The 22,333-nt window shown below is 65.6% G+C and carries 27 protein-coding genes, 1 tRNA gene and 1 pseudogene; 10 read left to right on the forward strand and 19 right to left on the reverse strand.

The features are described from left to right. The first annotated feature begins 117 nt into the window (after positions 1-117). Positions 118-324 (forward strand): hypothetical protein, encoded by a 207-nt coding sequence (locus tag QK287_RS00005; RefSeq protein WP_282358497.1) that lies wholly within the window; start codon positions 118-120, stop codon positions 322-324. On the opposite strand, the gene QK287_RS18485 is transcribed toward QK287_RS00005, so the two are convergent. Further along, positions 288-644, reverse strand: a complete 357-nt coding sequence (locus tag QK287_RS18485) for a hypothetical protein (protein ID WP_309485677.1) — start codon at positions 642-644, stop codon at positions 288-290. The genes QK287_RS00005 and QK287_RS18485 overlap by 37 nt on opposite strands. 23 nt (positions 645-667) lie before the next feature. On the opposite strand from QK287_RS18485, the pseudogene QK287_RS00015 reads away from it, so the two are divergent. Beyond that, positions 668-959, forward strand: a pseudogene (locus tag QK287_RS00015) (aldehyde dehydrogenase family protein); the annotation flags it as partial. A gap of 90 nt (positions 960-1,049) precedes the next feature. Here the strand turns inward: QK287_RS00015 and QK287_RS00020 are convergent. The 6 genes from QK287_RS00020 to QK287_RS00045 form a co-directional block, all read right to left on the reverse strand. Beyond that, the gene (locus tag QK287_RS00020) at positions 1,050-3,185 is read right to left on the reverse strand and encodes a DEAD/DEAH box helicase (protein WP_282358498.1); all 2,136 of its coding nucleotides are present in this window, start codon (positions 3,183-3,185) and stop codon (positions 1,050-1,052) included. 390 nt (positions 3,186-3,575) lie between these two features. Further along, a complete protein-coding gene (locus tag QK287_RS00025) occupies positions 3,576-4,229 on the reverse strand; it encodes an MOSC domain-containing protein (RefSeq protein ID WP_282358499.1) in 654 nt (217 codons plus the stop codon). Between the two features lie 85 nt (positions 4,230-4,314). Beyond that, entirely contained in the window at positions 4,315-4,503 is a 189-nt protein-coding gene (locus tag QK287_RS00030; RefSeq protein WP_282358500.1) for a hypothetical protein, read from the reverse strand. 79 nt (positions 4,504-4,582) lie between these two features. Continuing rightward, positions 4,583-5,869 carry a glycosyltransferase 87 family protein gene (locus QK287_RS00035; protein WP_282358501.1) on the reverse strand — a complete coding sequence of 429 codons (1,287 nt, stop codon included), beginning with the start codon at positions 5,867-5,869 and terminating at the stop codon, positions 4,583-4,585. 6 nt (positions 5,870-5,875) lie between these two features. Continuing rightward, positions 5,876-7,078 (reverse strand): cystathionine gamma-synthase, encoded by a 1,203-nt coding sequence (locus QK287_RS00040; protein ID WP_226773955.1) that lies wholly within the window; start codon positions 7,076-7,078, stop codon positions 5,876-5,878. Positions 7,079-7,136: 58 nt separating this feature from the next. Next, positions 7,137-8,522 (reverse strand): cystathionine beta-synthase, encoded by a 1,386-nt coding sequence (locus tag QK287_RS00045; protein ID WP_226773956.1) that lies wholly within the window; start codon positions 8,520-8,522, stop codon positions 7,137-7,139. Between the two features lie 87 nt (positions 8,523-8,609). On the opposite strand from QK287_RS00045, the gene QK287_RS00050 reads away from it, so the two are divergent. Both QK287_RS00050 and QK287_RS00055 read left to right on the forward strand, forming a co-directional pair. Then, positions 8,610-9,788, forward strand: a complete 1,179-nt coding sequence (locus QK287_RS00050; protein ID WP_282359020.1) for an SLC13 family permease — start codon at positions 8,610-8,612, stop codon at positions 9,786-9,788. A gap of 367 nt (positions 9,789-10,155) precedes the next feature. Then, positions 10,156-11,136 (forward strand): 3-methyladenine DNA glycosylase, encoded by a 981-nt coding sequence (locus QK287_RS00055; protein WP_282358503.1) that lies wholly within the window; start codon positions 10,156-10,158, stop codon positions 11,134-11,136. Positions 11,137-11,159: 23 nt separating this feature from the next. Here the strand turns inward: QK287_RS00055 and QK287_RS00060 are convergent, their stop codons facing one another. Further along, positions 11,160-12,836: an AMP-binding protein gene (locus tag QK287_RS00060; RefSeq protein WP_282358504.1), complete on the reverse strand. Its 1,677-nt coding sequence runs from the start codon at positions 12,834-12,836 to the stop codon at positions 11,160-11,162. A 100-nt stretch (positions 12,837-12,936) separates the two neighbouring features. On the opposite strand from QK287_RS00060, the gene QK287_RS00065 reads away from it, so the two are divergent. Continuing rightward, complete coding sequence (locus tag QK287_RS00065) at positions 12,937-13,215, forward strand: antibiotic biosynthesis monooxygenase (protein ID WP_226773959.1); 279 nt, start codon at positions 12,937-12,939, stop codon at positions 13,213-13,215. 104 nt (positions 13,216-13,319) lie between these two features. Here the strand turns inward: QK287_RS00065 and trxA are convergent, their stop codons facing one another. Together trxA and QK287_RS00075 are read right to left on the reverse strand one after the other, a co-directional pair. Further along, entirely contained in the window at positions 13,320-13,733 is a 414-nt protein-coding gene (trxA, locus tag QK287_RS00070; protein WP_226773960.1) for a thioredoxin, read from the reverse strand. Positions 13,734-13,892: 159 nt separating this feature from the next. Further along, entirely contained in the window at positions 13,893-14,438 is a 546-nt protein-coding gene (locus QK287_RS00075; RefSeq protein ID WP_226773961.1) for an acyl-CoA thioesterase, read from the reverse strand. 122 nt (positions 14,439-14,560) lie between these two features. On the opposite strand from QK287_RS00075, the gene QK287_RS00080 reads away from it, so the two are divergent. Next, a complete protein-coding gene (locus QK287_RS00080) occupies positions 14,561-15,049 on the forward strand; it encodes a GNAT family N-acetyltransferase (protein ID WP_226773962.1) in 489 nt (162 codons plus the stop codon). A gap of 26 nt (positions 15,050-15,075) precedes the next feature. On the opposite strand, the gene QK287_RS00085 is transcribed toward QK287_RS00080, so the two are convergent. The 4 genes from QK287_RS00085 to QK287_RS18495 are packed head-to-tail and all read right to left on the reverse strand — an operon-like array spanning position 15,076 to position 16,588. Then, a complete protein-coding gene (locus QK287_RS00085) occupies positions 15,076-15,480 on the reverse strand; it encodes a VOC family protein (protein ID WP_226773963.1) in 405 nt (134 codons plus the stop codon). Positions 15,481-15,535: 55 nt separating this feature from the next. Next, positions 15,536-16,093 (reverse strand): GNAT family N-acetyltransferase, encoded by a 558-nt coding sequence (locus tag QK287_RS00090; protein ID WP_226773964.1) that lies wholly within the window; start codon positions 16,091-16,093, stop codon positions 15,536-15,538. Next, a complete protein-coding gene (locus QK287_RS18490) occupies positions 16,083-16,358 on the reverse strand; it encodes a hypothetical protein (RefSeq protein WP_348774680.1) in 276 nt (91 codons plus the stop codon). The genes QK287_RS00090 and QK287_RS18490 overlap by 11 nt, the downstream gene beginning before the upstream one ends. Next, the gene (locus QK287_RS18495; RefSeq protein ID WP_309485679.1) at positions 16,340-16,588 is read right to left on the reverse strand and encodes an MgtC/SapB family protein; all 249 of its coding nucleotides are present in this window, start codon (positions 16,586-16,588) and stop codon (positions 16,340-16,342) included. The genes QK287_RS18490 and QK287_RS18495 overlap by 19 nt, the downstream gene beginning before the upstream one ends. A gap of 14 nt (positions 16,589-16,602) precedes the next feature. On the opposite strand from QK287_RS18495, the gene QK287_RS00100 reads away from it, so the two are divergent. Beyond that, on the forward strand, positions 16,603-17,253 hold the full coding sequence (locus QK287_RS00100; protein ID WP_348774843.1) for a DUF1810 domain-containing protein: 651 nt from the start codon (positions 16,603-16,605) through the stop codon (positions 17,251-17,253). Here QK287_RS00100 and QK287_RS00105 read toward each other — a convergent pair. Beyond that, entirely contained in the window at positions 17,250-18,404 is a 1,155-nt protein-coding gene (locus QK287_RS00105) for an EAL domain-containing protein (protein ID WP_226773966.1), read from the reverse strand. The genes QK287_RS00100 and QK287_RS00105 overlap by 4 nt on opposite strands. Beyond that, positions 18,401-18,577 carry a DUF1059 domain-containing protein gene (locus QK287_RS00110; RefSeq protein WP_226773967.1) on the reverse strand — a complete coding sequence of 59 codons (177 nt, stop codon included), beginning with the start codon at positions 18,575-18,577 and terminating at the stop codon, positions 18,401-18,403. Before QK287_RS00110 ends, QK287_RS00105 begins: the two co-directional genes overlap by 4 nt. Positions 18,578-19,182: 605 nt before the next feature. Between QK287_RS00110 and QK287_RS00115 the strand changes: the two genes are divergently transcribed. Together QK287_RS00115 and QK287_RS00120 are read left to right on the forward strand one after the other, a co-directional pair. Continuing rightward, a complete protein-coding gene (locus tag QK287_RS00115) occupies positions 19,183-19,515 on the forward strand; it encodes a metalloregulator ArsR/SmtB family transcription factor (protein WP_226773968.1) in 333 nt (110 codons plus the stop codon). A gap of 13 nt (positions 19,516-19,528) precedes the next feature. After that, positions 19,529-20,026 (forward strand): SRPBCC domain-containing protein, encoded by a 498-nt coding sequence (locus QK287_RS00120; RefSeq protein WP_226773969.1) that lies wholly within the window; start codon positions 19,529-19,531, stop codon positions 20,024-20,026. A 96-nt stretch (positions 20,027-20,122) separates the two neighbouring features. Here QK287_RS00120 and QK287_RS00125 read toward each other — a convergent pair. Continuing rightward, positions 20,123-20,204, reverse strand: a tRNA-Tyr gene (locus tag QK287_RS00125). A 150-nt stretch (positions 20,205-20,354) separates the two neighbouring features. After that, entirely contained in the window at positions 20,355-20,609 is a 255-nt protein-coding gene (locus tag QK287_RS00130; protein WP_226773970.1) for a hypothetical protein, read from the reverse strand. 194 nt (positions 20,610-20,803) lie between these two features. On the opposite strand from QK287_RS00130, the gene QK287_RS00135 reads away from it, so the two are divergent. Beyond that, positions 20,804-21,295, forward strand: coding sequence for a YajQ family cyclic di-GMP-binding protein (locus QK287_RS00135; protein ID WP_226773971.1), 492 nt, complete (start codon positions 20,804-20,806; stop codon positions 21,293-21,295). 141 nt (positions 21,296-21,436) lie between these two features. Here the strand turns inward: QK287_RS00135 and htpX are convergent, their stop codons facing one another. Next, positions 21,437-22,306: a zinc metalloprotease HtpX gene (gene htpX, locus QK287_RS00140; protein WP_282358517.1), complete on the reverse strand. Its 870-nt coding sequence runs from the start codon at positions 22,304-22,306 to the stop codon at positions 21,437-21,439. Between the last annotated feature and the right edge of the window lie 27 nt (positions 22,307-22,333).

A 22,333-nucleotide genomic window follows, 5' to 3' on the forward strand; every position in this document is an offset into this window, starting at 1 on the left:
GGCCTCCCGCGGCCTGGGCGAGGCCATGGTCGGAATCAACGTCGACGAAATCCCGGCCCCGCACCGCCTCGCCGAGCGCGGCTGGTAGCCCAACCACTCTGAAAAGGAACGAACTTCATGATCCTTCATGACGACTGGGCACACCTGATCGGCGCAACAGTGGAAATCCGGCGCCAGGGAAAAACAGTCCGCACAGGCCGCGTCGACCACGCCACAAAGGATTCCAATATCCTGTGGCTTGCCCAGGACGGCAACAATCCGCGGAAAATGATCGACAAAGCGCAAGGCTACGAAGCTTGGAAGGTCTCTGCGTTTCGCCACTGATCTCGGGGAATCTCGGCACATCGGCCATCCCTCCCCGAATGAACGCCACGGCCCCAACCTTCCTTATGTCCGTCGCCCGCCATGTCGAGGTGAGAGCCAGATGTCGCACGCGTTGTCCGGCCAGCGAGTGCCCGAAACCCAGAATCGGAACGGGCACAGTTTTCGGCGGTAGGCCTTGGAAAGCCCCACTTTTCGTGGTGGAGCCTCACGTCAGGGAACCAGCCAGCTGGTGTCATCTTTGGTTCCAGATGGTCGCGGTCGCGGTGTTCTCTCATATCGCAGTTGTAGAAGGGCCCTTGTGGGTCCAGCAGAACTCGCATGTGGTGGTCTGCGGGGTCCCGCCACCATAGTGTTCAAGCCGGCTGGGCTTACCCCGCCAACCGCCCAGCTCTTTGCGCAGACCATGCTGGATGCTGGCCTGCCCGCCGGAGTACTCAACGTCGTGGCCTCCGCCAGCGCCGCGGGCAGCTCCGGGCCGCTGCTGGCCGGCGGGCAACGACTCATGGCCGACACCGCCACCAACGTACTGAGCATCTGCATGGAGCTCGGCCGGAACGCGCCGTTCATCGTCTTCGAGGACGCACCTGGACAAGGCCGTCGACGGCGCCTTTGCCGCCAAGATGCGGAACATGGGGTCGGTATGTGACCAAAGGAACTTAAACCGAAACGGGCCGGCAATAGAGCCGGCCCGTTCTCAGGGTGATTCAGTGCTCAGCAGCGAGTGGCTACCACTTGGTGCGGGGCTTGAAGCCGCCCTCGGTGCGCGGCTTGCGCGCGGCGTCGGTGCCGACGCCGCGCTCGTTGCGGTCGCTGAAGGAACGTCCGCCACGGTCCGCGGAGGACCGCTCGCCGTCGGTCTTGCGGAATTCGCGCTTGAAGCCGCCGTTACCCTTGAAGTTGCCCCCGCGGTCGCCGCCGCCGGAGTAACCGCCGCGGTCGCCACTACGGCTGCTGCTGCCCTGGTAGCCGCCACGCTCGCCGGAGGGCTTGCGTCCGTTGTCCAGTTCGAGGTGGATCAGTTCGCCGCCGATCCGGGTGCGGGACAGCGCCTTGAGCTGGTCGGCGCTGAGGTCCGCCGGGAGCTCCACGAGGGAGTGGTCCGCACGGATGTCGATGCCGCCGATCTGGGCCGAGGAGATGCCGCCTTCGTTGGCAATGGCGCCAACAATGGAACCCGGCATCACGCGCTGGCGGCGTCCGACGGCGATCCGGTAGGTGGCGTTGCCCTCGGTCAGGGTGCGGGTCGGGCCACGGGAGCCGAAGCCATCCTTGGCGCGTTCACGCTTCTGGAATTCCGGGGCTGCCGGCAGTTCCTTGACCAGGAGAGGCTGGCCGCCCTGAGCCATCACGGCCAGTGCGGCAGCGATCTCCGACGCCGGAACGTTGTGCTCTTCCTCATAGGAGGCGATGAGGTCGCGGAACGCCGCAACATCCTCGGAGGCGAGGGTTTCGGTGATCTTCTCCGCGAACTTGCCAAGGCGCAGGGTGTTGACCGATTCGGCGGTGGGCAGGTGCATCTGCTCCACCGGCTGGCGGGTCGCCTTCTCAATGGACCGGAGCAAGTACTTCTCCCGCGGCGTCATAAAGAGGATCGCGTCGCCGGAACGCCCTGCACGGCCGGTACGGCCGATGCGGTGCACATAGGACTCGGTGTCGTGCGGGATGTCGTAGTTGACCACGTGGCTGACGCGCTCAACGTCAAGGCCGCGGGCCGCGACGTCGGTGGCGACGAGGATGTCGATCTTGCCGTCACGCAGGGCCTCGACAGTTCGCTCACGCTGCTGCTGCGGGATGTCACCATTGATGGCAGCAGCCTGGAAACCACGCGAGCGCAGCTTGTCGGCGAGGTCCTCGGTGGCCATCTTGGTCCGGACGAAGGCGATGACGCCCTCGAACTCTTCGACCTCGAGGATGCGGGTCAGCGCATCGAGCTTGTGCGGGCCCATGACCTGCAGGTAACGCTGGCGGGTGTTGGCGCCGGTGGTGGTCTTGGACTTGACCTGTACCTCGGCGGGGTTGTTCAGGTACTGCTTGGAGAGCCGACGGATCTGGCTCGGCATCGTAGCGGAGAACAGCGCCACCTGGCGGCCCGCGGGGGTCTGCTGGAAGATCTGCTCCACGTCTTCGGCGAAGCCCATGCGGAGCATCTCGTCGGCCTCATCCAGCACGAGGTACTGGAGCTCGGACAGATCCAGGGACCCCTTGGTGATGTGGTCGATCACGCGGCCGGGGGTACCGACAACAACCTGGGCGCCGCGGCGCAGGCCGTTGAGCTGGGGGCCGTAGGCGGAGCCGCCGTACACCGGAAGGACGGTGAAATCGTCGATGTGCTTGGCGTAGGAGGTGAACGCTTCGGCAACCTGGAGCGCGAGCTCACGGGTCGGTGCGAGCACCAGGGCCTGGGTCTTGCGGGACGGGCCGTTGAGGTCGTGGAGCTCGGCCAGGCGGGACAGCGCCGGTACTGCGAATGCTGCAGTCTTACCGGTACCGGTCTGGGCCAGGCCCACGACGTCGCGGCCTTCGAGCAGCAACGGAATGGTTGCTGCCTGGATCGGCGAAGGCTTCTCGTAGCCCACATCCTGCAGGGCGGCCAGGACACGGCCGTCAATGCCGAGGTCTACGAACTTGACGCCTTCGTCTTCGGCGTCGTCTTCCTTCGCCGGAGCTGATGCGGCTTCGGGCTTAGATTCGGTCTGCGGTGCGGCTTCGGCGGCGGCCGGAGCTTCGTGGTCCGCAGGCGCCTCGGTGAATTCCGGGGCGGAGCCAGCTGCGGGGGCAGCCGTTTCAGAAGTCTCGACGTCGACCTGGCTATTCTCGGTGGTGATTTCGGTGTCGACGGAGTTGTTCTGATTTTCGGGCATAGGTGAAATATCCTCATCCATAGGGGCCAAGCGGCACAACCCGAGGTGAGCGGAGCCGCAGTACGCGTGACCTGAATCGCCGGACGTACTTGACCGGCCGGTCACATAGAAGCCCGGCGCTTTCGCAATCCCGTGGCAGGACTTCCCGCTGCATCTCTTGGCTGCTATCACAGCAGTCTGTACAGCGTTTTCTTTAGCCGGCTCTCCCTATGAAAATGCCCGCATCTCAATTGCGCGGGCCCCAACACTTACCAGTCTTGCCTCAAGAATTGGGCAGGAAATAAGGGATTTCCGGAGTGGGGGATACTTCAATCATAAAGCATGAATCCTCGCATGGGTAACCAGAGGGCCCGGAACAGCGGTGAGCTTGCGCACACGGGGCCCGCTGCCCTACGCCCGGAGACGGCGCTGCAGCTTCTCGAATTCCCCGTGGTACTCAGGCTGGAGGCGGATCTCACCGTCGGCGTCGGCGTCACGCAGGGCCTCCATATCCTCGAATGCCGGCTCGCTGAACCATTTACCGATCGTCACCCCGTGGCTGGGAACGAAGATCCGGTGGATGTGGTCCCCTGCCTGGATGCTGCCGACGCGCACTACCCGCAGATACGTTCCCACCCGCCCGGCATCGCCGAACCGCTTGGCCCAGTGCGGCTCTTGCATGCGGCGCTGGAACGTGGCGCAGGGCGTGCGCGGAGAAGTTACTTCAACTTCGACGTCGAGTCCGATCTTCCAGCGTTCCCCAATGACGGCGTTGGTTGCGCTGACGCCGGCGACGCGCAGGTTCTCACCAAAGGTCCCGGGCGGCAGTTCGCGGCCGAGCTCCGCTGCCCAGTAGTCGGCGTCGTCCTGGGAGTAGGCATAGAGCGCCTGGTCTTCGCCGCCGTGATGGATCCGGCTGGCCTGGATGTCACCGCGCAGTCCAAGCCTGTGCACCTTGACCGGCCCGGCCACCGGCCGTTTGTCGATGGCTGTCACGCCCACGCTTCCGGTGTCGTTCAGCAACTGGTGCACGCGGCAGACGGCGAAAACAGAGGCGGTGTCCATTTCACCAGTGTAGGCCCGGGCCGCACCGGCGTCGGAGACCGCCCGGGTTGTCATTTCGCGGCAGTGTTTGGCGCAATCATCGCCATCAAGTGCCGACTCGGCGGTAGTCCGCTTCATCGACCTGCGGGGTCTGGATCGCCGGCGTCAGGGAAGCGCGGCGCAGGACCAGAAGCCGGCACACCATGATGGCCAGGGCACAGAACACGCCGGCACTGGAGGCCATAATCCACGGGTAAGGCGCCTGGACATTGAGGTTTTCGGCGCCGAGGGCCACACCGATGGTCTTCGGCGACCAGAAGAAGACGGGTGCGGACAGGCCCAGCGCGGCTCCGGCGAGTGGGCAGCTCGCGGCGCTACGCCCCCGGGGCAGCCTGCGGGTGCAGCACCGTCCGGGAAGGCCGGTACGCCAGCGCCCAGTAGATCAGAATGGCGACGCCGCAGAGCACCCCGAGGCTGGCCACGATCAGCTGCCACTGGGTCTGCGGGTCCTTACCCCACTCCGCTGCGCCCGCCAAGACCGAGAGGTACTTGGGCGTCAGGTAAAAAGAAAGCGCGGAGAACGCGACGATGATCCAGCCCGCACGGCGCATCCGCCCGTTCCTGGATGGCACCCGCCGGATCGCGAAGCCCATGCCGGGCAGGGCGACAGCCATCCATACCCAGTGGTGGGACCAGGAAACCGGGCTGACCAGGAGCATCAGCACGGCGGTTGCCGAGACGGCGACCAGGTTTTCGTCCGCGGCCACGGCCCGCGTGATCACAAGTGCTGTGATCGCAGCCAGCGCCAGGGCCAGCACCAGCCACAACACGCTGGTCACGCCGGAATCCGGCAGCCCCAGGTGCAGCAGCAAGCCCTTGACCGAAAGATTGTCCACGTATGCGGGCCCACCGATTCGACCGGTGTCAGGCAGGATCTTGGTCCAAAAGGTGAGCGATGCCGTCGGCAGCACGGCCCAGGCGAGGCCGATGGAACCGAAGAAGCCGGCCGCCATCCAGGCGAGGGCTTTGAAATCGCGGCGGACCAGGAAGTAGAGCCCGAACGCGAGCGGAGTCAGCTTGATGCCCGCAGCCATGCCGATCAGCAAACCGGCGGGCCAGCGGATATGCCCGGCACGGGCTTTGCCGTAGAGCGCGAAGTCGGCCAGGATCAGACCCATCAGAATGATGTTGATCTGGCCAAAGTCGAAAGTGTCCCGCCAGGGCCCCAACAGCAGGATCGCTGCCGTGCCGGCCAGGGCCATTGTCCGGAAACGCCAGTCCGCGAATGCGTTCCGCCAGTTGCCGGGGCGGAAGTAGTGCCGCGCCAGCCAGGCGGCCAAGACAGCGGCGCCCAGCAGTGCCGTGCAGGTGAACAAGAGACTCCCGCCGCCCTGGCCCAGTGTCGCCATGGCCGCGAACAGCAGCGCCGCGAATGGCGGGTACGTGAACGGCAGCCCGTCCCGCGCCGCGTACAGCTCGTTGACGCCGATTTCCCCGGTCTGCAGCACCCGGCTGCCGCCGTAGAAGTAAACCTCAAAGTCATTCATCAGCGGAATATACGCCGAATACAGCACCACCAGCGCGAGGCCGACGGCGAGCGCGCCGGCCGCCGTCGCGAGCCAGCCGCGGGTGGTTGAGGACGTGGCAGTGGTGGTGGTCACGGGTGGTTAGCTGCCTGACCCGCCGGTCTGGGACGCAATCTGTGAGAATGCCTGCTCCAGGTCAGCGATCAGGTCCTCGACATCCTCGATGCCGCAGGAGAGCCGAATCAGGTTGACGGGGACGGCCAATTCGGTGCCCTTGACCGAGGCATGGGTCATTTCCGACGGGTAATTCACCAGCGATTCGATGCCGCCGAGGGACTCCGCGAGGGTGAACACGGAAGTCGACTCGGCCACCTTGCGCGCCGCCGCCTCGCCGCCCTTGAACTGCACGGAGATCATGCCGCCGAACTTCTTCATCTGCCTCCGGGCGAGCTCGTGGCCGGGGTGTGAGGGCAGTCCCGGGTAGAGTACGGCTTCCACTTCGGGGCGCTGCAGCAGCCACTCGGCCACGGCCTGGGCGTTGTCGCTGTGCCGGTCCATCCGGACGCCGAGGGTCTTGAGCCCGCGGGTGGTGAGGAAAGCATCCATCGGGCCGGAGACGGCGCCGACGGCAAACTGCACAAAGCCGATCTTCTCGGCCAGGTCCGCGTCGTTGACGATGATGGCACCGCCGACAACGTCCGAGTGCCCGCCGATGTACTTGGTAGTGGAATGCACCACAATGTCGGCGCCGAGGCCCAGCGGGTTCTGCAGGTACGGGGAGGCGAAGGTGTTGTCCACTACCAGGAGGGCTCCGGCGTCGTGCGCCACCTTGGCGAGCGCCGCGATGTCGGTGATCTTCATCATCGGGTTCGACGGCGTCTCCACCCACACGAGCCGGGTTTTGTGGGCCGCCACGGCCGTCGCCACGGCGTCAAGACTGGACATGTCCACCGGAGTGTTGCCAATTCCCCACTCCCCCAGAACCCGGCTGATCAGCCGGTAGGTGCCGCCGTAAGCGTCGTTGCCCAGCACAATGTGGTCGCCGGGGCGGGTCAGCGCACGGATCATGGAGTCCTCGGCGGCCAGACCGGAGCTGAAGGAGAAGGCAGCGGAGCCGCCTTCCAGCGCGGCGAGCTGTTCCTGCAGTGAATCCCGGGTGGGGTTGGTTCCGCGCCCGTACTCGTAGCCGGACCGTAGACCGCCGATCCCGTCCTGGGCGTAGGTGGAGGAGAAGTGCACGGGCGGCACAACGGCGCCGGTCCGCGGCTCGAACGCCTGGCCGGCGTGCACGGCGCGGGTGTTGAAGCCTGGGTTCTTTGAGGAGGAGTTGGCTGGCAAAGACATGTGCGTTCCTTTCGGCCGGCGGGCGGGGCATGCTGCAACGGCATGCCCCGCCACCGGGTCAGTTGCTGAGGTAGGCGAGCAGGTCGTGGCGGGTCAGGATCCCCACCGGAGCGCCGACGAACGTCACCATCAGGGTGTCGGCGCCGGAGAGGAGATCGCGGGCGGTCGAGATGGATTCCAGCGAGCCGATGACCGGCAGCCGGGCCTCCATGTGTTCGGAAATCTTGTCGGAGAGCTTGGCTTCGCCCCGGAAGAGCTTCGCGGTCAAGGTGCGTTCGTCAACCGCCCCCAGCACCTCGCCCATCACGACCGGCGGCTCCTGGGAGAGCACCGGGATGTGCGAGACGCCGTACTCATTCATGATGTTGATAACGTCGCGGACGCTTTCGGTGGGGTGGATATGCACAAGGTCCGGCAGCTCGCCGGTCTTGGACTTGAGGACCTCGCCCACCGACGCTTCGTCCCCGCCGGCGAGGAAGCCGTACGAGCGCATCCACTGGTCGTTGAAGATCTTGGCCAGGTAACCGCGGCCGGAGTCCGGCAGGACCACCACAACGACGGCGTCATCGGGCAGGTCCCTGGCGACCTGCAGCGCGGCCACGACTGCCATGCCGGAGGACCCGCCCACCAGCAGGCCTTCTTCCCGGGCCAGCCGGCGGGTCATCTCAAATGAGTCGGCATCGCTCACGGCGATGACGGCGTCGGCGACGGTTTTGTCATAGTTGGCGGGCCACATGTCCTCACCGACACCCTCGACGAAGTACGGCCGTCCGGTGCCGCCGGAGTAGACCGAACCTGCCGGATCAGCGCCGATGATCTTGACCACCCCGCCGTCGGCCGCCGCCCGGCCGGCCGAGACGTCCTTGAGGTACCGGCCGGTACCGGTGATGGTGCCGCCGGTACCGGCACCAATCACACAGTGCGTGATCCGGCCGTCCGTGTCGGCCCAGATTTCCGGGCCGGTCGATTCGTAGTGGCTGGCCGGGGCGGCCGGGTTGGAAAACTGATCGGGCTTATAGGCGCCGGGGATTTCGGTCACCAGCCGGTCCGAGACGCCGTAGTAGCTGTGCGGGCTGTCAGGGGCGACGGCGGTGGGAGTCACCACAACCTCGGCGCCGTAGGCCCGGAGGACGGCGCGCTTGTCCTCGCCGACCTTGTCCGGCACGACAAAAATGCACCGGTAGCCCTTCTGCTGGGCTACGAGGGCCAGTCCCACACCGGTGTTGCCGGAGGTGGGTTCCACGATGGTGCCGCCGGGCAGGAGCTTGCCGGTGCGTTCGGCCTCCTCGATCATCTTCACCGCGATGCGGTCCTTGATGGAACCGCCGGGGTTCAGGTATTCCAGCTTCACCAGGACCGTGGCCCCGATGCCGTCGGTAACGTGGTGCAGCTTGACGAGCGGCGTATTGCCGATGAGGTCCAGAACGGACTGGGCGTACTTCATAGATACAAAGTTACCGTCTCCGCGGACCGCGGGACGTCGGGGCAGTCATTCGGCGCATCCGGGTGCGAAGATTATCCGGTGACGAGCATGCGCTGGCCCAGGGAATTGAACGACCATCTGCTCCCCGCCGGCATGCTGGCCGCGGGCACCGCCGTGCTACTCACCGAGTTGTTGCCCTGGCCCGCGTTCGAGGCCCTGGCCGCCCGCACCGTCCCGGTGCTGGCCTTTGTGGTAGCCATGTCCCTCGTGACCGAAATGGTTGACGACGCCGGCCTGTTCCGGGTCGTGACGGAGCGGCTTGCGGTGCTGGGCCGGGGGCGGGTCTTCCTGCTGTGGCTGCTGGTGATCGGCCTGGCCACCGTCTCCACAGTGTTCCTGTCCCTGGATACAACTGCCGTGCTCGTGACCCCGGTCGTTGTGCTGCTGGCCATCCACGCCCGGATCCCGCCGCTGCCGTTTGCGCTGACAACGGTCTGGTTGGCCAACACCGCATCGCTTTTGCTGCCGGTGTCGAACCTGACGAATCTGCTGGCCCAGGACCGGCTGAAGCTCAGCCCGGCCGCCTTTGCCGGCCTCGTCTGGGCGCCGGCGCTGGTGGGGATCCTGGTCCCGATCGGGTTGCTGTGGCTGGCGTTCCGGAAGGACCTGGCCGGCCGCTACATTCCACAGCCAGCCGGCAAGGCACGGGACAGGCTTTTGCTGTACTTGGCGTCGGGGGTGATGGTGCTGCTGCTGCCCGCCCTCGTCTCCGGCGTTCCCGTGCAGCTCCCGGCGATCACGGCGGCGGCGGTCCTGCTGGGCCTCTTTCTCTGGCGCCGTCGCGCGGCGCTGCGGTGGTCCATGATCCCCTGGCGGCCGCTTAGCCTCACCGTCGGGCTGTTTATGGTGGTCGAAGCCCTGCACGCCCAAGGCCTCACGCGGTTCCTGTCCGGAATCGCCGGGTCAGGCGAGGGTCTTCCGGCGCTGCTGCAGCTCGCGGGAATCGGCGCTGGGTTGGCGAACGCGGCGAACAACCTGCCGGCCTACCTGGCGCTGGAACCGGCAGGCGACTCGCCGGTGCGGCTCGCGGCCCTGCTCCTCGGGGTGAACCTCGGCCCGCTGGTAACCCCGTGGGCGTCCCTGGCCACTCTCCTCTGGCACGAACGGCTGCGCACCCTCAACGTCAAGATCCGCTGGGGCGGGTTCGCGGTCGCAGGCCTCGCCGCCGTCGTCCTCACCGTGCCGCTAGCGGTTGTGGCACTCTGGCTGACCACGGAAATGCACTGATCACAGCGGCCGGGGAGCCGGCGCTTCCGCGCGCCGAGGCGTTTTGCCACAGTCCTGGAACGTTGCCCTCGGTGTCCTTGAAGTACGCGTTCCATCCATCTCCGGCAGTACCTGAAACTCCCAGCCGAAAATCGACCTGTAGAACTCCCGTGCGCGGTGCTCGTCGTCAGCGGGGATCTCAAAATGTACTACTCCACCAGCCATTACGTTCTCCTAGGAACAAGGATTCGGGCCAGGGGCGGGCGTACGCGGCCAGCCCCACAGCCGGAGTCTAACCCCGCCGGCCCGGGACGTTACGGGCCCTGCGGGGCGGGCCGCCGGCGGCCAAGATGCGGTCGCCGCTGGCCGTGCGTGGAATCATTGTCGGATGACCATTGCAGACGTCCCGGCAAGCGTTGCCGCCGCGGCCGACGCCTCGCTGCGCTGGCACCCGGGCGGCCCCTTCGACCTGTCCCAGACGCTCGGGCCGCTCCTGCGCGGGCAGGGAGATCCGTCCATCCGCACCGCGGCTGACGGACTGTGGCTGGGCTTCACGACGGCGTCGGGTCCGGCGTCGCTGCGCCTGACCGCCGCCGGACCGAGCTCGGAACCGGCCGTCAACGTCCAGGCTTGGGGTCCGGGAGCTGCCGCGGCCGTGGAATCCGTTCCGCGGCTGCTGGGCCGCGATGATGACTGGTCCGGCTTTGACGAGGCCGGCTTCCACGCCACGCTCCCCCGGATGGTGGTTGAGGCCCGGCGCCGAAACCCGGCTGTGCGGTTGCCCGCCACCGGCCGGATGATCGATTCCCTCGTGCCGACGGTGCTGGAGCAGAAGGTCACAGTCATTGAGGCGAGGCGCGGCTACCGGTATTTGATGTACCGCTTTGGCACGCCGGCACCCGGAGCAGGCACCGTCGCTCCCGCCAACCTGATGGTCCAGCCCACCGCCGAGCAGTGGCTGCGCATCCCGTCCTGGGAATGGCACCAGGCCGGGGTGGGGCCGCAACGATCGGCAACCGTCATGCGCGCGCTGCGCTCCGCCGTCGCGCTGGAGCGGCTCGCCGCGCTTCCGGCGTCGGAGGCCTCCGCGAAGCTGCAGACCCTTCCCGGAATCGGCGCGTGGACCGCGGCGGAGGTGGTGCAGCGCACCCACGGCTGTCCGGACTCCATTGCCGTGGGCGACTACCACCTTGCGGCGTATGTGGGCGCGGCGCTCACCGGCCGCCGGACGGACGACGCCGGCATGCTCCGGCTGCTGGCACCGTGGGCCGGGCAGCGGCAGCGTGTGGTCCGGATGATCGGGTTCAGCGGCTTCCGCAAACCCACCTTCGGGCCGCGGATGACCATCCAGGACCACCGCAGCCACTAGCCCGCCGCCGCGGCAGGGCGGGGTCAGAGCCCCAGACGGGCCACGGCTTCCTGCCGCATGTCCATTTTGCGGATCTTGCCGGAGACCGTCATCGGGAAATTATCCCGCACGTCCACATAGCGCGGGATCTTGTAGTGCGCCAGCTTCCCGCGGCAGTACTCGGCCAGGCTCTCGGCGTCCAGCCGGGCGGCGCCGGCCCTGAGGATAATGCAGGCCATCAATTCCTCGCCGTACCGGGCGTCCGGCACCCCGATCACCTGGACGTCCTGGATGTCCGGGTGTGTGTACAGGAACTCTTCGATCTCGCGGGGATAGACGTTTTCACCACCACGGATCACCATGTCCTTGATCCGTCCCTCGATCACGATGTAGCCGTCCGCATCCATCCGGGCGAGGTCGCCGGTGTGCATCCAGCCCTCGGCGTCGATCGCCTCCGTGGTCTTTTCCGGCTGGTTCCAGTACCCCTTCATAACGGAGTATCCGCGGGTGCACAGTTCTCCGATCTCCCCGCGCTGCAGCACCCCGCCGGTCATTGGATCCACAACAGTGCTCTCCAGGTGCGGCATCGTCCGGCCCACGCTTTGGGTGCGCTGGGCCATTGTGTCGACACTGCGGGTCATGGTGGACACCGGCGAAGTTTCCGTCATCCCGTAGCAAATAGCGACGTCGCGCATGTTCATCTCCGCTATGACCCGGTTCATCACCTCGATGGGGCACAACGATCCTGCCATCACCCCGGTGCGGAGCGTGGAAAGGTCGTAGGAGGCAAAGTCGGGCAGCGCCAGTTCGGCGATAAACATCGTGGGCACGCCGTACAACGAGGTGCCGCCAAAGTCCTGCACCGCTTCCAGCGCGGCTGCGGGGGCGAAGCCCCGGCCGGGAATGATGGTGGCGCAGCCGTGGCTTAGTGCGGCGAGGTTTCCAATGACCATACCGAAGCAGTGGTAAAACGGCACCGGAAGCACCACCCTGTCCCGTTCGGTGTATTCGAGCAACTCACCGATCGAGTAGCCGTTGTTCAGGATGTTGTGGTGCGAGAGCGTGGCCCCCTTGGGGAAGCCGGTGGTGCCCGAGGTGTACTGCAGGTTGATCGGGTCGTGGGGGTCCAGCTCGGCCATCCGCGCCTTCAAGGCAGCGTGCCCGACGTCGTCGGCACGTTTCAGGAGTTCCGCGTAGCTGCGCTCGCCGCCAGCTTCGGGGACGCCGGCCGTAAGGCCCGGCAGGCCGGAATCGGGAAGGAAAACAAGTTCGACCAGTTCCTGGCATTCGGCCAGCGCCTGACGAGCCATGGCGGTGTAGTCGCTGTTACGGTCCGAGGGGGCCACGACCAGCATCCGCATGCCGTTCTGTTGCACCACAAATTCCAGCTCGTGGCTGCGGTACGCGGGATTGACGTTGACCAGGATCGCCCCGGCCTTGGCCGTCGCGTACTGCAGGATGGTCCATTCGGCGCAGTTCGGGCTCCAGATCCCGATGCGATCGCCTGCTGCCACGCCCAGGGCCAGCAGGGCACGGGCGACCCGGTCGACGTCGTCGTTCAGTTTGGTATAACTCCAGCGGCGCGCTTCCTCCCCCGGAACCGCCGCAGCCTCGATCAAGGCGTCCTGATAAGGGAACCGGGCCACGATTCGTTCGAAATTATCGCCGATCGTTTCCTCAAGCAGCGGGACGTCAGTGTCCCCGGCTGTGTATGCAAGCATGCTGTGACGCTACCAACACTCGGCCGGCAAAAGAAGACCAAAGCTTGGATGTCCTACGAAATCTTCGGACACAAGGACGCGACCCGGTATGGTGAAAACCATGAGCGAACCCATAGACCTTCAGGCCACCTTCATCCCCAACGACGGCGAATTCTTTCGTGTGAAGCTCGCGCTGGAGATTGCGATTGAGCAAGTAGTCAACGAACCCGGCTGCATCCGGTACGAGTTGACGGAGGCCACCGAGGCCAAGCTGGTGCTGACCGAACAGTGGGCCTCGCAGGAAGACCTGGACACGCATTCAAAAGGAACAGCGGTCCAGGACCTCAACGAATCCCTCAGCGCACTGCTGGCGGAGCCGGTCAAGCTCGTGAAACTCTAAGCCCCCAGTCCCAAAACAACGCGGGGCCGCTGCCCACCCATTGGTCTTACGACCATGGGTGCGCAGCGGCCCCGCGTTTTTCTCTGTGGGTCCGTGCGGGGTAGCTAGGACTCCGGGATCTGGCTGCCGTCCTGGGCGGTGGCTGCCGTGGCGGCTTCCGCCTGGGACCGCGCGACGTGCGCGTGGACTTCTTCCATATCGAGGGCCTTGACGGCGTCGATGACCTGCTCCAGCTGCTGGGCGTTCAGCGCACCCGGCTGGGAAAACACCAGCACCTTTTCACGGAACGCCATCAGGGTGGGGATGGAGGTAATGCCGGCCTCGGCAGCGAGCTGCTGCTCGGCCTCCGTGTCCACCTTCGAGAACACAACGTCCTGGTGCTTCTCGGAAACTGCGGCGTAGGTGGGTCCGAACTGCTTGCACGGGCCGCACCACTCGGCCCAAAAATCAACAAGGACAATGTTGTTGTCCTCGACGGTCGATGCGAACTGTTCACCTGTAATGTCTACGGTAGCCATGGTTCAACGGTACGCGAGCAGCCCCGCCTTGTCCCGCGCATTTCGCTGTTGGCACATCCATGTGACGACACACCGGCGGGCCCGGATTTCCGCCCCGGGGCCTTAGGTGTACCCAGCCGGCCCGGCGGCTTGGGCCTGTCGCCGGCGCCACGTGGGGACTTAGGCCCAGACGTTCGGGGCGGCGCGGCGCGCCCCGGGAAGGGCATTGGTTTCGCGCCACTCGTGAATCCAGGCGGGCAGTTCCAAATCCGCCGGAGGCGCCCCGAACTCACGGATGATTTCAGCCTGGCTAACCGGCTTGCCCTTGCTGACCAGACGGGTTGCGATGAAGGCACGGGCGTAGATTTCCCCGTCCACCACCATCCGTTGCTCGAAGTAGATGGCTTTCTCGTCCAGGCCGATGATCCTCGTTTCAATGGTGTACCGCTGCCACAACTGCAGCGAACGGCGGAAAGCGATTGTCTCCCCCGCCGCCACGGGACTCCATCCCCTGCGGCGCATGGCCTTCCAGGTTCCGCTGCGGGCCATCAGGTCAAACCGGCCCAGGTCCATCAGGGAGAAATACATTCCGTTGTTGACATGCATCGCAATATCAATATCGGTCGGCAGTACCTTCAACGGCAGCGACGCGGTGTCCCAGATGCTTAGCGGAGAGCGGCGGGACGAGGTAAAAAGCAGGACGAGCGTGCGCAGGAGCAGATGCATGGTGAACATGTTACCCGCGAGTAACAAAGCTGCCAAGACCCGTACCCGCGGCGTGCGCCCCGTCCGGCGGTAGGTTGAGTGTCCGCCGGCCGGCCGCTTCTCCGGGGTATTACGCTGTTCGGATGACAAGGGACCTGACTGTACGGGCCGTTTCGCCGGCGGACGCTGGCGGTATTGCCCGCGTGCACCTCCAGGCCTGGCGCGAAAGCTACGCCCACCTCCTGCCGGCAGCTGCCCTGGCCGGACTGCAGCAGGGCCCGCGGGAGAGGAGCTGGCGTTCCATCATCGCCGCCGGCACCTCAAGTGTCTGGGTGGCCTGCGCCGGCGCCGAGATCGTCGGCTGGGCCAGCGCCGGGGCCGGACGCGATGAGGACGGACCCCGAGACCGGGAGCTGATGGGACTCTACGTACTCGCCAGCCAGTATGGCTCGGGGGCGGGCCAACTGCTGCTGGATTCAGCCGTGGCCGACAGCGGTGCCTATCTTTGGGTTGCCGAACAAAATCCCCGGGCGCTCGCCTTTTACCGCCGCAACGGCTTCTCCCCCGACGGCTCCGCAGCCGACCACGAACTGCTCGGCACCCCGGTCCGGATCCTGCGGATGGTCCGCTGATCCCCGGTCCCTGGCCGCGCGACGTTTCAGACGGTCGCGATCAATTCTGCTTCGAAGCCGTCCGAATTCACCAAATATGCGGCGTAGTGGTCCGGGCCGCCGGCGTGCGGGTACTTCTCGGGGAACAGTTCCCGCCAGCCATGCGCGACGGCGTCCACCGCCACGGCATCGACCTGACGCCGGGTACCCGCTCGAAAGGCAAGGTGGTTGAGTCCGGGCGCGGTGCGCTCGTAGGCGCGGCTGCTCAGCGCCGGAGACTCCTCGACGACGATGTACGTCGGACCCCGCCGCCAACTGCACCCGTGCGGCCAGTCCTGGTGGTCGCGATAGCCCAGCCGGGTCAGGAGCCAGCCCCATTCGGACTGCGCACGGCCAAGGTGCGGGACCCACAGTTCCACGTGGTCCAGGGCTCCGGGCGTTTCATCAGTCACCTGAAGAGTCTCGCACGCCTTGAGGCAGAACTTGCCGCCGCCGTGCTCCCGCGGCTTACGCCAGAATGCGCTGGAAGAGGAGGTGGTCCTGCCAGGCGCCGGCAATGTTGAGATAGTCCGGTGCCATGCCGATCTGCATAAACCCGGAGCGCTTAAGGACCTTCTGCGAGGCTGCGTTGTGCCGGAGGGTGGCCGCCTGCAGCCGGTGCAGGCCCAGTGCCTCCCGCGCTGACTCGACGGCGCAGGCGACCGCAGCCGAGCCGATCCCGCGCCCGCCGTAGCCTTCGTCCACCCAGTACCCGAGGTTGGCGCTGAGAAACGGGCCCCGGACGATGCCACTGAGGGTCATCAACCCCACAATCACGTCACCGTCGGTGAGAACCCAGGGAACAGCCGATCCCGCATCGAACAAGTCCAGCTTGGATTGAATGCTTGCCCGTTGACCGTGGACGGTGAAGAACTCCTCTGCCCGCAGCGGCTCCCAAGGCGCCAGGTGCTCGCGGTTCCGCCGGTATGCAGCGCTCAGAGCCGCCGCGTCGGATGCTCGCAGCACCCGGACCTGGACGCTGCCGGCCAGGGTCTGATCGTTGGCACGCAAAAGCTCAGGCCGCATCGTCGTCGTCCTCGCTGGAATCGGCGCCACGGACGCTGACGCTTGCAACGCCTTGCAGGTCCATAAGCGGCAGGACGAGGTTGCGCAGCGGATGGCGTCCGAAGAACCGCACGTCCATGGAGACCATTGGCTTCTGCTCATCCCCGCTGCGACGGGTGCGCTGGATCGAGGAACTGAACCCCAAGGTGGTGGCGATCTCGAGGATCTGCCGCAGAACGCCCTGGCCATCCGCATAGTCGATGTGCATCACGCGGTTCCTGTCCACGGAAGGGATCCTGCCGGCGCCACAGGCGCCCCGGGGTCCATCACAAACGCGAAACCGTAGGCGGACACCAGGGTGAACGCGCAGGAGCCGAGTCCCACCAGCACATGGGTCCGGTAGCCGGCGCTCTTCTGCCGGACCTGGCGCTCAATGCCGATCAGCGAACAGAGCACAAACGTCGCAAGCAGCAGGCCGGCTTCCACCAGGCTTGTTTCGGTGAAGAATGCAAACATTCGGCCCACCTTACTTGGCCCGTGAATCAATGGCCGGGCTGGCCGGGAGCACTGCTGCACGAACCCCCTCTTTCCTCGGACGCTTCCGCCACCATAGGATCGAAGAACCGCGCCGCTGTGGCAGCGTGCGGCCGGCCTCGGTCGCCGGCTGTCCGGACGTCACGGCCCGCTGGGGCGCAGACGCGGGCCGGGCCAGGGAGGACACTGTGGAGGACCCCTACCAGCTGGAACGTTTCGTCACAGCCCAGGATTCAGACGAAAGCTACCGGCGTGCCCTCGATGAGCTTCGCGGGGGATCTAAGCGCAGCCACTGGATGTGGTTTGTGTTCCCGCAGCTCGCCGGACTCGGGAGGAGCGCGACTGCACAGCGGTACGCAGTGACATCGCTGGATGAAGCGAAGGCCTATCTGCTGCATCCGGTCTTGGGTCCCCGGCTGGTCGAATGCACACAGGCGGTGGCCGGCCTGGCAGGGCGCTCCGCCGTGCAGATCTTCGGCGGGATCGATGAGCGGAAGCTGCGCTCCTCAATGACCCTGTTCCTGCGGGCGGACCCCCGTGCGGGCATCTTCCGGGAGGTGCTTGCCGCATACTTCGACGGGGTGCCCGATCCGGCCACCGACCAGATCCTCGGCCTCAAGCGTCGACCCGAAGCAGGACCCGGTTAGGCTTCCGGCGTTGCCAGCGCCGTGATCATCCGTTCCAAGCGGGCGACACCGGCGTAGCGGCCGGCGTTGTCAGTTACCAACAGGGGCTCGAACCGGCTGGAGGCGGACCGCGTCATGGACCGGGCCAGGGCCTCGCTCAGCGGGGTATCCAGGTTCACGCGCATGCCGGGGTTGACCACGCCCAGCCCCGCTGCGGCCGGGGTCAGCACAGAAACCGGCCGCAGGTGCTCACCGATCAAAACCACCGACTCAAGTCCGGGGTTTCCGGCGAAGGCCTCCGCGGCGAGCACGACAGTACTTGCCGTCGTCGCAGATTCTAGGACATCGCGAACGACTGCCTTGCCGGATGCCGCTGGCTTCGAAGCGAGCCGGTGGGCCAGATCCAGATCGATGCCGGCCCAGGCCGGTGCCGGCCTGGCCAGGTAATAGCCCTGAACCAGGGGCACACCAAGAGAGACCAGAGCGTCGAGTTCCTCCACCCGTTCAACACCCTCGGCCAGGATCCATGCGTCGACACGGCTGGCAAAGGTGCCCAGCATCTCGATCAGGGCTCGCTTTGCTTCATCGCGGTCGACGTCCTGGATGAGGTCACGGTCGATCTTGATCAGGGAGGGCCGCAGCGACAACAGGTGCCGCAGTCCCGCGTAGCCGGCACCGGCGTCGTCCACGGCGATCAGGGCGCCGGCGGCACGCAGCTGGTTCAGGTCAGGTTCCAGCCCCACGTAGGAATCGATGGGGGTCTGTTCGGTCAGTTCAACGATGAGTCCACCCAGATTTCCTTCCTCCCGCCAGATGCTCCGGATCTCCTCGGTGCCCAGCAGCTCGGGAGAAACGTTGAGAGTCAGGAAGCAGTTGGTCGGCAGCGTGGAACGGGCCGCGAGTGCTGTCCGCAGGGCGGCCGATTCGAGTTCTGCAGACTTCCCATGGTCGCGGGCAGCGGAAAACCACACTTCGGGATTTTGCTCGGTGAAGCCGGGAAACCGGGCGAGCGCTTCATAGCCCACCACCGAACCGCGGGCTGTGTCGACAATCGGCTGGAACGCCGCTGCGAGGCCGTCTCCACGGCAGGCGACCGCCAAGAGCTCCTCCCAGTGCGGTCCCGCGGGGGCGCGGGCAGCGGGAGACGGCCGGCCCGCCGCGGGGCTGCTCAACTAACCGGAACGATTGCTCGGTGGACCGACCGGACGACTTCGTCGGGCAGTTCCACCAAGCCATGCGCGGCCGCTGCGTGCGCGGCGACGGTGACCAGGATTTCGTCTTCCGTGCTGCATACCCATCGGGCTTCGCAACCAGGTACTACGTCTCCACAGGCAAAAGATTTCACGTAGGCTCCTTGATATTTGACGGCGATAATGAATATTTGGCGTCAAAACTGTTTGACGGCGAACGGCACTACAGTACTGCCCTGAGCGGCAATACACGGTGATATGCGCCTGGCGGCTGCCTTTTATCCTGGCTGCTGCTCCGGTGCAATTGCTGCTTGATGTTCAGCTTTTGGCCCCGGTGTCATCCTCGCCGATGATCTCCCGAACCCAATGGGCTCCCGGCGGGCCGCGCCGGACTGCTTACCGCCTTGGCCTACCGAAGAGCTATTCGTGGCCCGTCATCGCACGGATGGGACTGAATATTAACATTTGCGCTCCAGCGTCCCGTCCCTTCCCCGGAGCAGCCTCAGCACCGTCATTTCCAGCACTTTCAACGTCGGCTGCCCGACGGAATTTTCCGGGCCGCCGCGCAGCACCGTTTAGGACGAGGCACTCGCCGCCCACCGGATGTTGAACCAGTTGGACGCCGGGGTGCTCCCGGGCCCCGAAAAGGACTGTCCAGCCGGGGAACAAAATTGAGCTCATCGCGGTGCACCCCGGCATGGCCCAAGGGCCGACCGGGCAGCGTTGACACCGCCGGTCAACCGGACTATTCTACAACCAAATGGTTGTAGATAAGCTAAGGGATGCCGAATTTGACCGCCTGTTTCAGGCGCTTGCGGATGCTACCCGCCGCGATATCGTCACTCGGGTGACGGCTGGAGAGTCGTCCGTGTCGGGGCTGGCGGACCACTACGCCATGAGTTTTGCCGCCGTACAGAAACACGTGGCGGTCCTGGAGCGCGCTGACCTGGTGACGAAGGAAAAGCGCGGACGGGAGCAGATCGTGCGCGCACGCCACGATGCCCTGCAAAGGGCCCGGCGGCTGCTCGATGAATACGAGGTGATCTGGCGGGACCGGGCCACCAGGATCGCAGAAATTCTCACCGAGGGATAGGAAGAGTTCCGCCATGGCCGTTATCAGTTCACACCAGAATGCCGCAGCCCTCAGTTTCACCGTCATCGCCGAGTTCGACGCCGGCATCGAGCGCGTCTGGCAGCTCTGGGAGGACCCGCGCCAGCTGGAGCGCTGGTGGGGCCCGCCCACGTGGCCTGCGACCTTCGAGAGCCACGACTTTGTGCCCGGCGGGAAGGCCAGTTACTACATGACCGGACCCGACGGCGAAAAAGCCCGCGGCTGGTGGCGGTTCACCGCCATCGAGGCTCCGCACCGCCTGGAGTTCGACGACGGTTTTGCTGATGACAACGGCGACCCGAACCCCGACCTGGGCACGAGCCATGCAGTGATGAGGCTGGCGGCAGTCGAAAACCGCACCCGGATGACAGTGGTGTCGACCTTTGACTCGGCCGCCGCACTGGAACAGGTCCTCGCCATGGGCATGGAAGAGGGCATGAAGCAGGCCCTCGGCCAGATCGACGGCATCCTCGCCGGCTCAGGCCCCGCCTGACCACCACCGTCCGCCCCGCAGCTCCGGAGCGGAACGAGGGGCCCCGGCAAAGAAAAAGTCTCCGGAACCTATTGGTTCCGGAGACTTTTTCAAGGGTGGCAGATGAGGGATTCGAACCCCCGTAGGCGTTGCCAGCTGATTTACAGTCAGCCCCCTTTGGCCGCTCGGGTAATCTGCCGAACTTCAAAAGAAGATCACTCCCGGCCGCTATCTACAAAACGCCTGTTTCCAGTCCGTTCCGCTTCCAGTAACCGCGGGCAAGACAACTTTACAGAACTTCCGCCGAAGAATCGAATCGGCGGTCTGCCACCTCAAAAAGCCTGGAAACTCAGGCCTCGCCTAGGATGCGGCCGGCGAGTTTCGCCTCGAACCTTGCGGCCTGTTCCTCGGTGACCTGGTTCAGCTGGATGGCCCGCGCCAAGTCCGCATGAACACCATCCAGCCTCGCCGAGGCATCGGCGGCGGGGCTGAAAATGATCGAAGCCGCCAGTGTTGCGGCAGCCACCGAGGTCGCGGCGGCGGCAATTCCGCCAACTGCCGCCGCGGTGGAGCTAATGACGTACCGGACGGCCTGGTTTTGCATAAGGTCTACCTTTCGGGGAACTCTTCCAACTCCCGCAACTCTGCGCGCCGAAACTTCGTTCCCGCCCTGACTCAGCTTTGAGCGGACTGTGAAAGCGGCGGATCGCGGCGCCTTCAGATCGGGGCATCCGTACTAGGCTGGATTACAGACCCCAGAGCCCCTCGACGGGCACCCCAACGATCAGGAGGACAGTCATGGCAGGCGAATCCACATTCGACGTCGTCAGCAAGGTAGACAAGCAGGAAGTCGCCAATGCGATGAACCAGGCGCAGAAGGAACTGGTCCAGCGCTACGACTTCAAGGGAGTCGGCGCCGAGGTTGATTTCAGCGGCGAGAAGATCCTGATGAAGGCCAACTCCGAAGAGCGTGTGCTGGCCGTCCTGGACGTGCTGCAGTCCAAGCTGATCCGACGCGGCATCTCCTTGAAGTCGCTGGACACGGGTGAGCCGTATCCCTCCGGCAAGGAGTTCCGGCTCGAGGCCACCATCAAGGAAGGCATCGAGCAGGATCTCGCCAAGAAGATCAACAAGCTGATCCGCGACGAGGGTCCCAAGTCCGTCAAGTCGCAGATCCAGGGCGACGAGCTGCGCGTGACTTCCAAGTCCCGCGACGACCTCCAGGAAACCATGAACCTGCTCAAGGGATTCGACGAGGCAGACCTGCAGTTTGTGAACTTCCGCAGCTAAGAGCCTGCCGCGGCACAAAGTTGCCGACGACGCGCGAAAGGGCTGTCGATGCCGTAATACCGGCATCGACGGCCCTTTCGCGCAGCACGGGCACTTCTCGGCGTCAGGGAGGGTCGCCGCCCGCCGGTGCCGGGCCAGCGCCTAGCCCGATTGCCGGCCGGCCATCCGCTCAAGCCGGCCGATCCTCTCGCTCATCGGCGGATGCGTCGAGAACATCTTCGCTACGCCGCCGGCGCGGAACGGATTCGCGATCATCAGGTGCGAGGCGTTAACCAGCCGCTGGTCCTGCGGCAGCGGCGCCAGTTGCACGCCCTGCTCAATCTTGCGCAGGGCGGAGGCGAGCGCCAGCGGATCACCCGTGAGCTTGGACCCGTCCTCGTCGGCGTCGAACTCCCGGGTCCGGGAAATGGCCATCTGGATCAGCGAGGCGGCAAAGGGTGCGAGCAGCGCCATCGCGATCGCGGCGATGGGGTTGGCATTGCGCCGGTCCCCGCCGCCGAACAACAGGAACATCTGGGCCACGGAGGTAATAACCCCGGCGACGGCCGCAGCCACGGACGAAGTCAGGATGTCCCGGTTATAAACGTGCATCAGCTCGTGGCCCAGCACACCGCGCAGTTCGCGGTCGTCCAGCAGCCGGAGGATGCCTTCCGTGCAGCACACCGCCGCGTTCTGCGGGTTCCGTCCGGTAGCGAAGGCATTTGGCGCCATTGTCGGCGAGAGGTAGATCCGCGGCATGGGCTGCTGTGCCGTGGCCGAGAGCTCTTGGACAATCCGGTGCAGTTGCGGCGCCTCGGCCGCCGTCACGAGATAGGCCTGCATGGACCGGATGGCGATTTTGTCACTGTTCCAGTATCCGTAGGCAGTGGTGCCAACGCCGATCAGGGCCATGATCCACAATGGCGCGGCGCTGCGCAGGCTGGCGGCCATCAGTGCGCCGATACCCAGCAATACCGCCCACAGCACGCCAAAAAGAGCGGCGGTCTTCAGTCCGTTGTGATGCTGGTGCAATGTCCCTCCCGCAAGTTGTCCTGCCCT

Origin of the sequence: Arthrobacter sp. AL05, from assembly GCF_029960715.1 — a bacterium.
Classification (GTDB): Bacteria; Actinomycetota; Actinomycetes; order Actinomycetales; family Micrococcaceae; genus Arthrobacter.

Excerpts from the sequence above, each read along its gene's own strand:
- QK287_RS00005 (WP_282358497.1), top strand. The coding sequence starts at position 118 with ATGATCCTTCATGACGACTGGGCACACCTGATCGGCGCAACAGTGGAA.
- QK287_RS18485 (WP_309485677.1), bottom strand. The coding sequence starts at position 644 with ATGCGAGTTCTGCTGGACCCACAAGGGCCCTTCTACAACTGCGATATG.
- QK287_RS00020 (WP_282358498.1), bottom strand. The coding sequence starts at position 3,185 with ATGCCCGAAAATCAGAACAACTCCGTCGACACCGAAATCACCACCGAG.
- QK287_RS00025 (WP_282358499.1), bottom strand. The coding sequence starts at position 4,229 with ATGGACACCGCCTCTGTTTTCGCCGTCTGCCGCGTGCACCAGTTGCTG.
- QK287_RS00040 (WP_226773955.1), bottom strand. The coding sequence starts at position 7,078 with ATGTCTTTGCCAGCCAACTCCTCCTCAAAGAACCCAGGCTTCAACACC.
- QK287_RS00045 (WP_226773956.1), bottom strand. The coding sequence starts at position 8,522 with ATGAAGTACGCCCAGTCCGTTCTGGACCTCATCGGCAATACGCCGCTC.
- QK287_RS00050 (WP_282359020.1), top strand. The coding sequence starts at position 8,610 with ATGCGCTGGCCCAGGGAATTGAACGACCATCTGCTCCCCGCCGGCATG.
- QK287_RS00055 (WP_282358503.1), top strand. The coding sequence starts at position 10,156 with ATGACCATTGCAGACGTCCCGGCAAGCGTTGCCGCCGCGGCCGACGCC.
- QK287_RS00060 (WP_282358504.1), bottom strand. The coding sequence starts at position 12,836 with ATGCTTGCATACACAGCCGGGGACACTGACGTCCCGCTGCTTGAGGAA.
- QK287_RS00065 (WP_226773959.1), top strand. The coding sequence starts at position 12,937 with ATGAGCGAACCCATAGACCTTCAGGCCACCTTCATCCCCAACGACGGC.
- trxA (WP_226773960.1), bottom strand. The coding sequence starts at position 13,733 with ATGGCTACCGTAGACATTACAGGTGAACAGTTCGCATCGACCGTCGAG.
- QK287_RS00075 (WP_226773961.1), bottom strand. The coding sequence starts at position 14,438 with ATGCATCTGCTCCTGCGCACGCTCGTCCTGCTTTTTACCTCGTCCCGC.
- QK287_RS00080 (WP_226773962.1), top strand. The coding sequence starts at position 14,561 with ATGACAAGGGACCTGACTGTACGGGCCGTTTCGCCGGCGGACGCTGGC.
- QK287_RS00090 (WP_226773964.1), bottom strand. The coding sequence starts at position 16,093 with ATGCGGCCTGAGCTTTTGCGTGCCAACGATCAGACCCTGGCCGGCAGC.
- QK287_RS18495 (WP_309485679.1), bottom strand. The coding sequence starts at position 16,588 with ATGTTTGCATTCTTCACCGAAACAAGCCTGGTGGAAGCCGGCCTGCTG.
- QK287_RS00115 (WP_226773968.1), top strand. The coding sequence starts at position 19,183 with ATGGTTGTAGATAAGCTAAGGGATGCCGAATTTGACCGCCTGTTTCAG.
- QK287_RS00120 (WP_226773969.1), top strand. The coding sequence starts at position 19,529 with ATGGCCGTTATCAGTTCACACCAGAATGCCGCAGCCCTCAGTTTCACC.
- QK287_RS00130 (WP_226773970.1), bottom strand. The coding sequence starts at position 20,609 with ATGCAAAACCAGGCCGTCCGGTACGTCATTAGCTCCACCGCGGCGGCA.
- QK287_RS00135 (WP_226773971.1), top strand. The coding sequence starts at position 20,804 with ATGGCAGGCGAATCCACATTCGACGTCGTCAGCAAGGTAGACAAGCAG.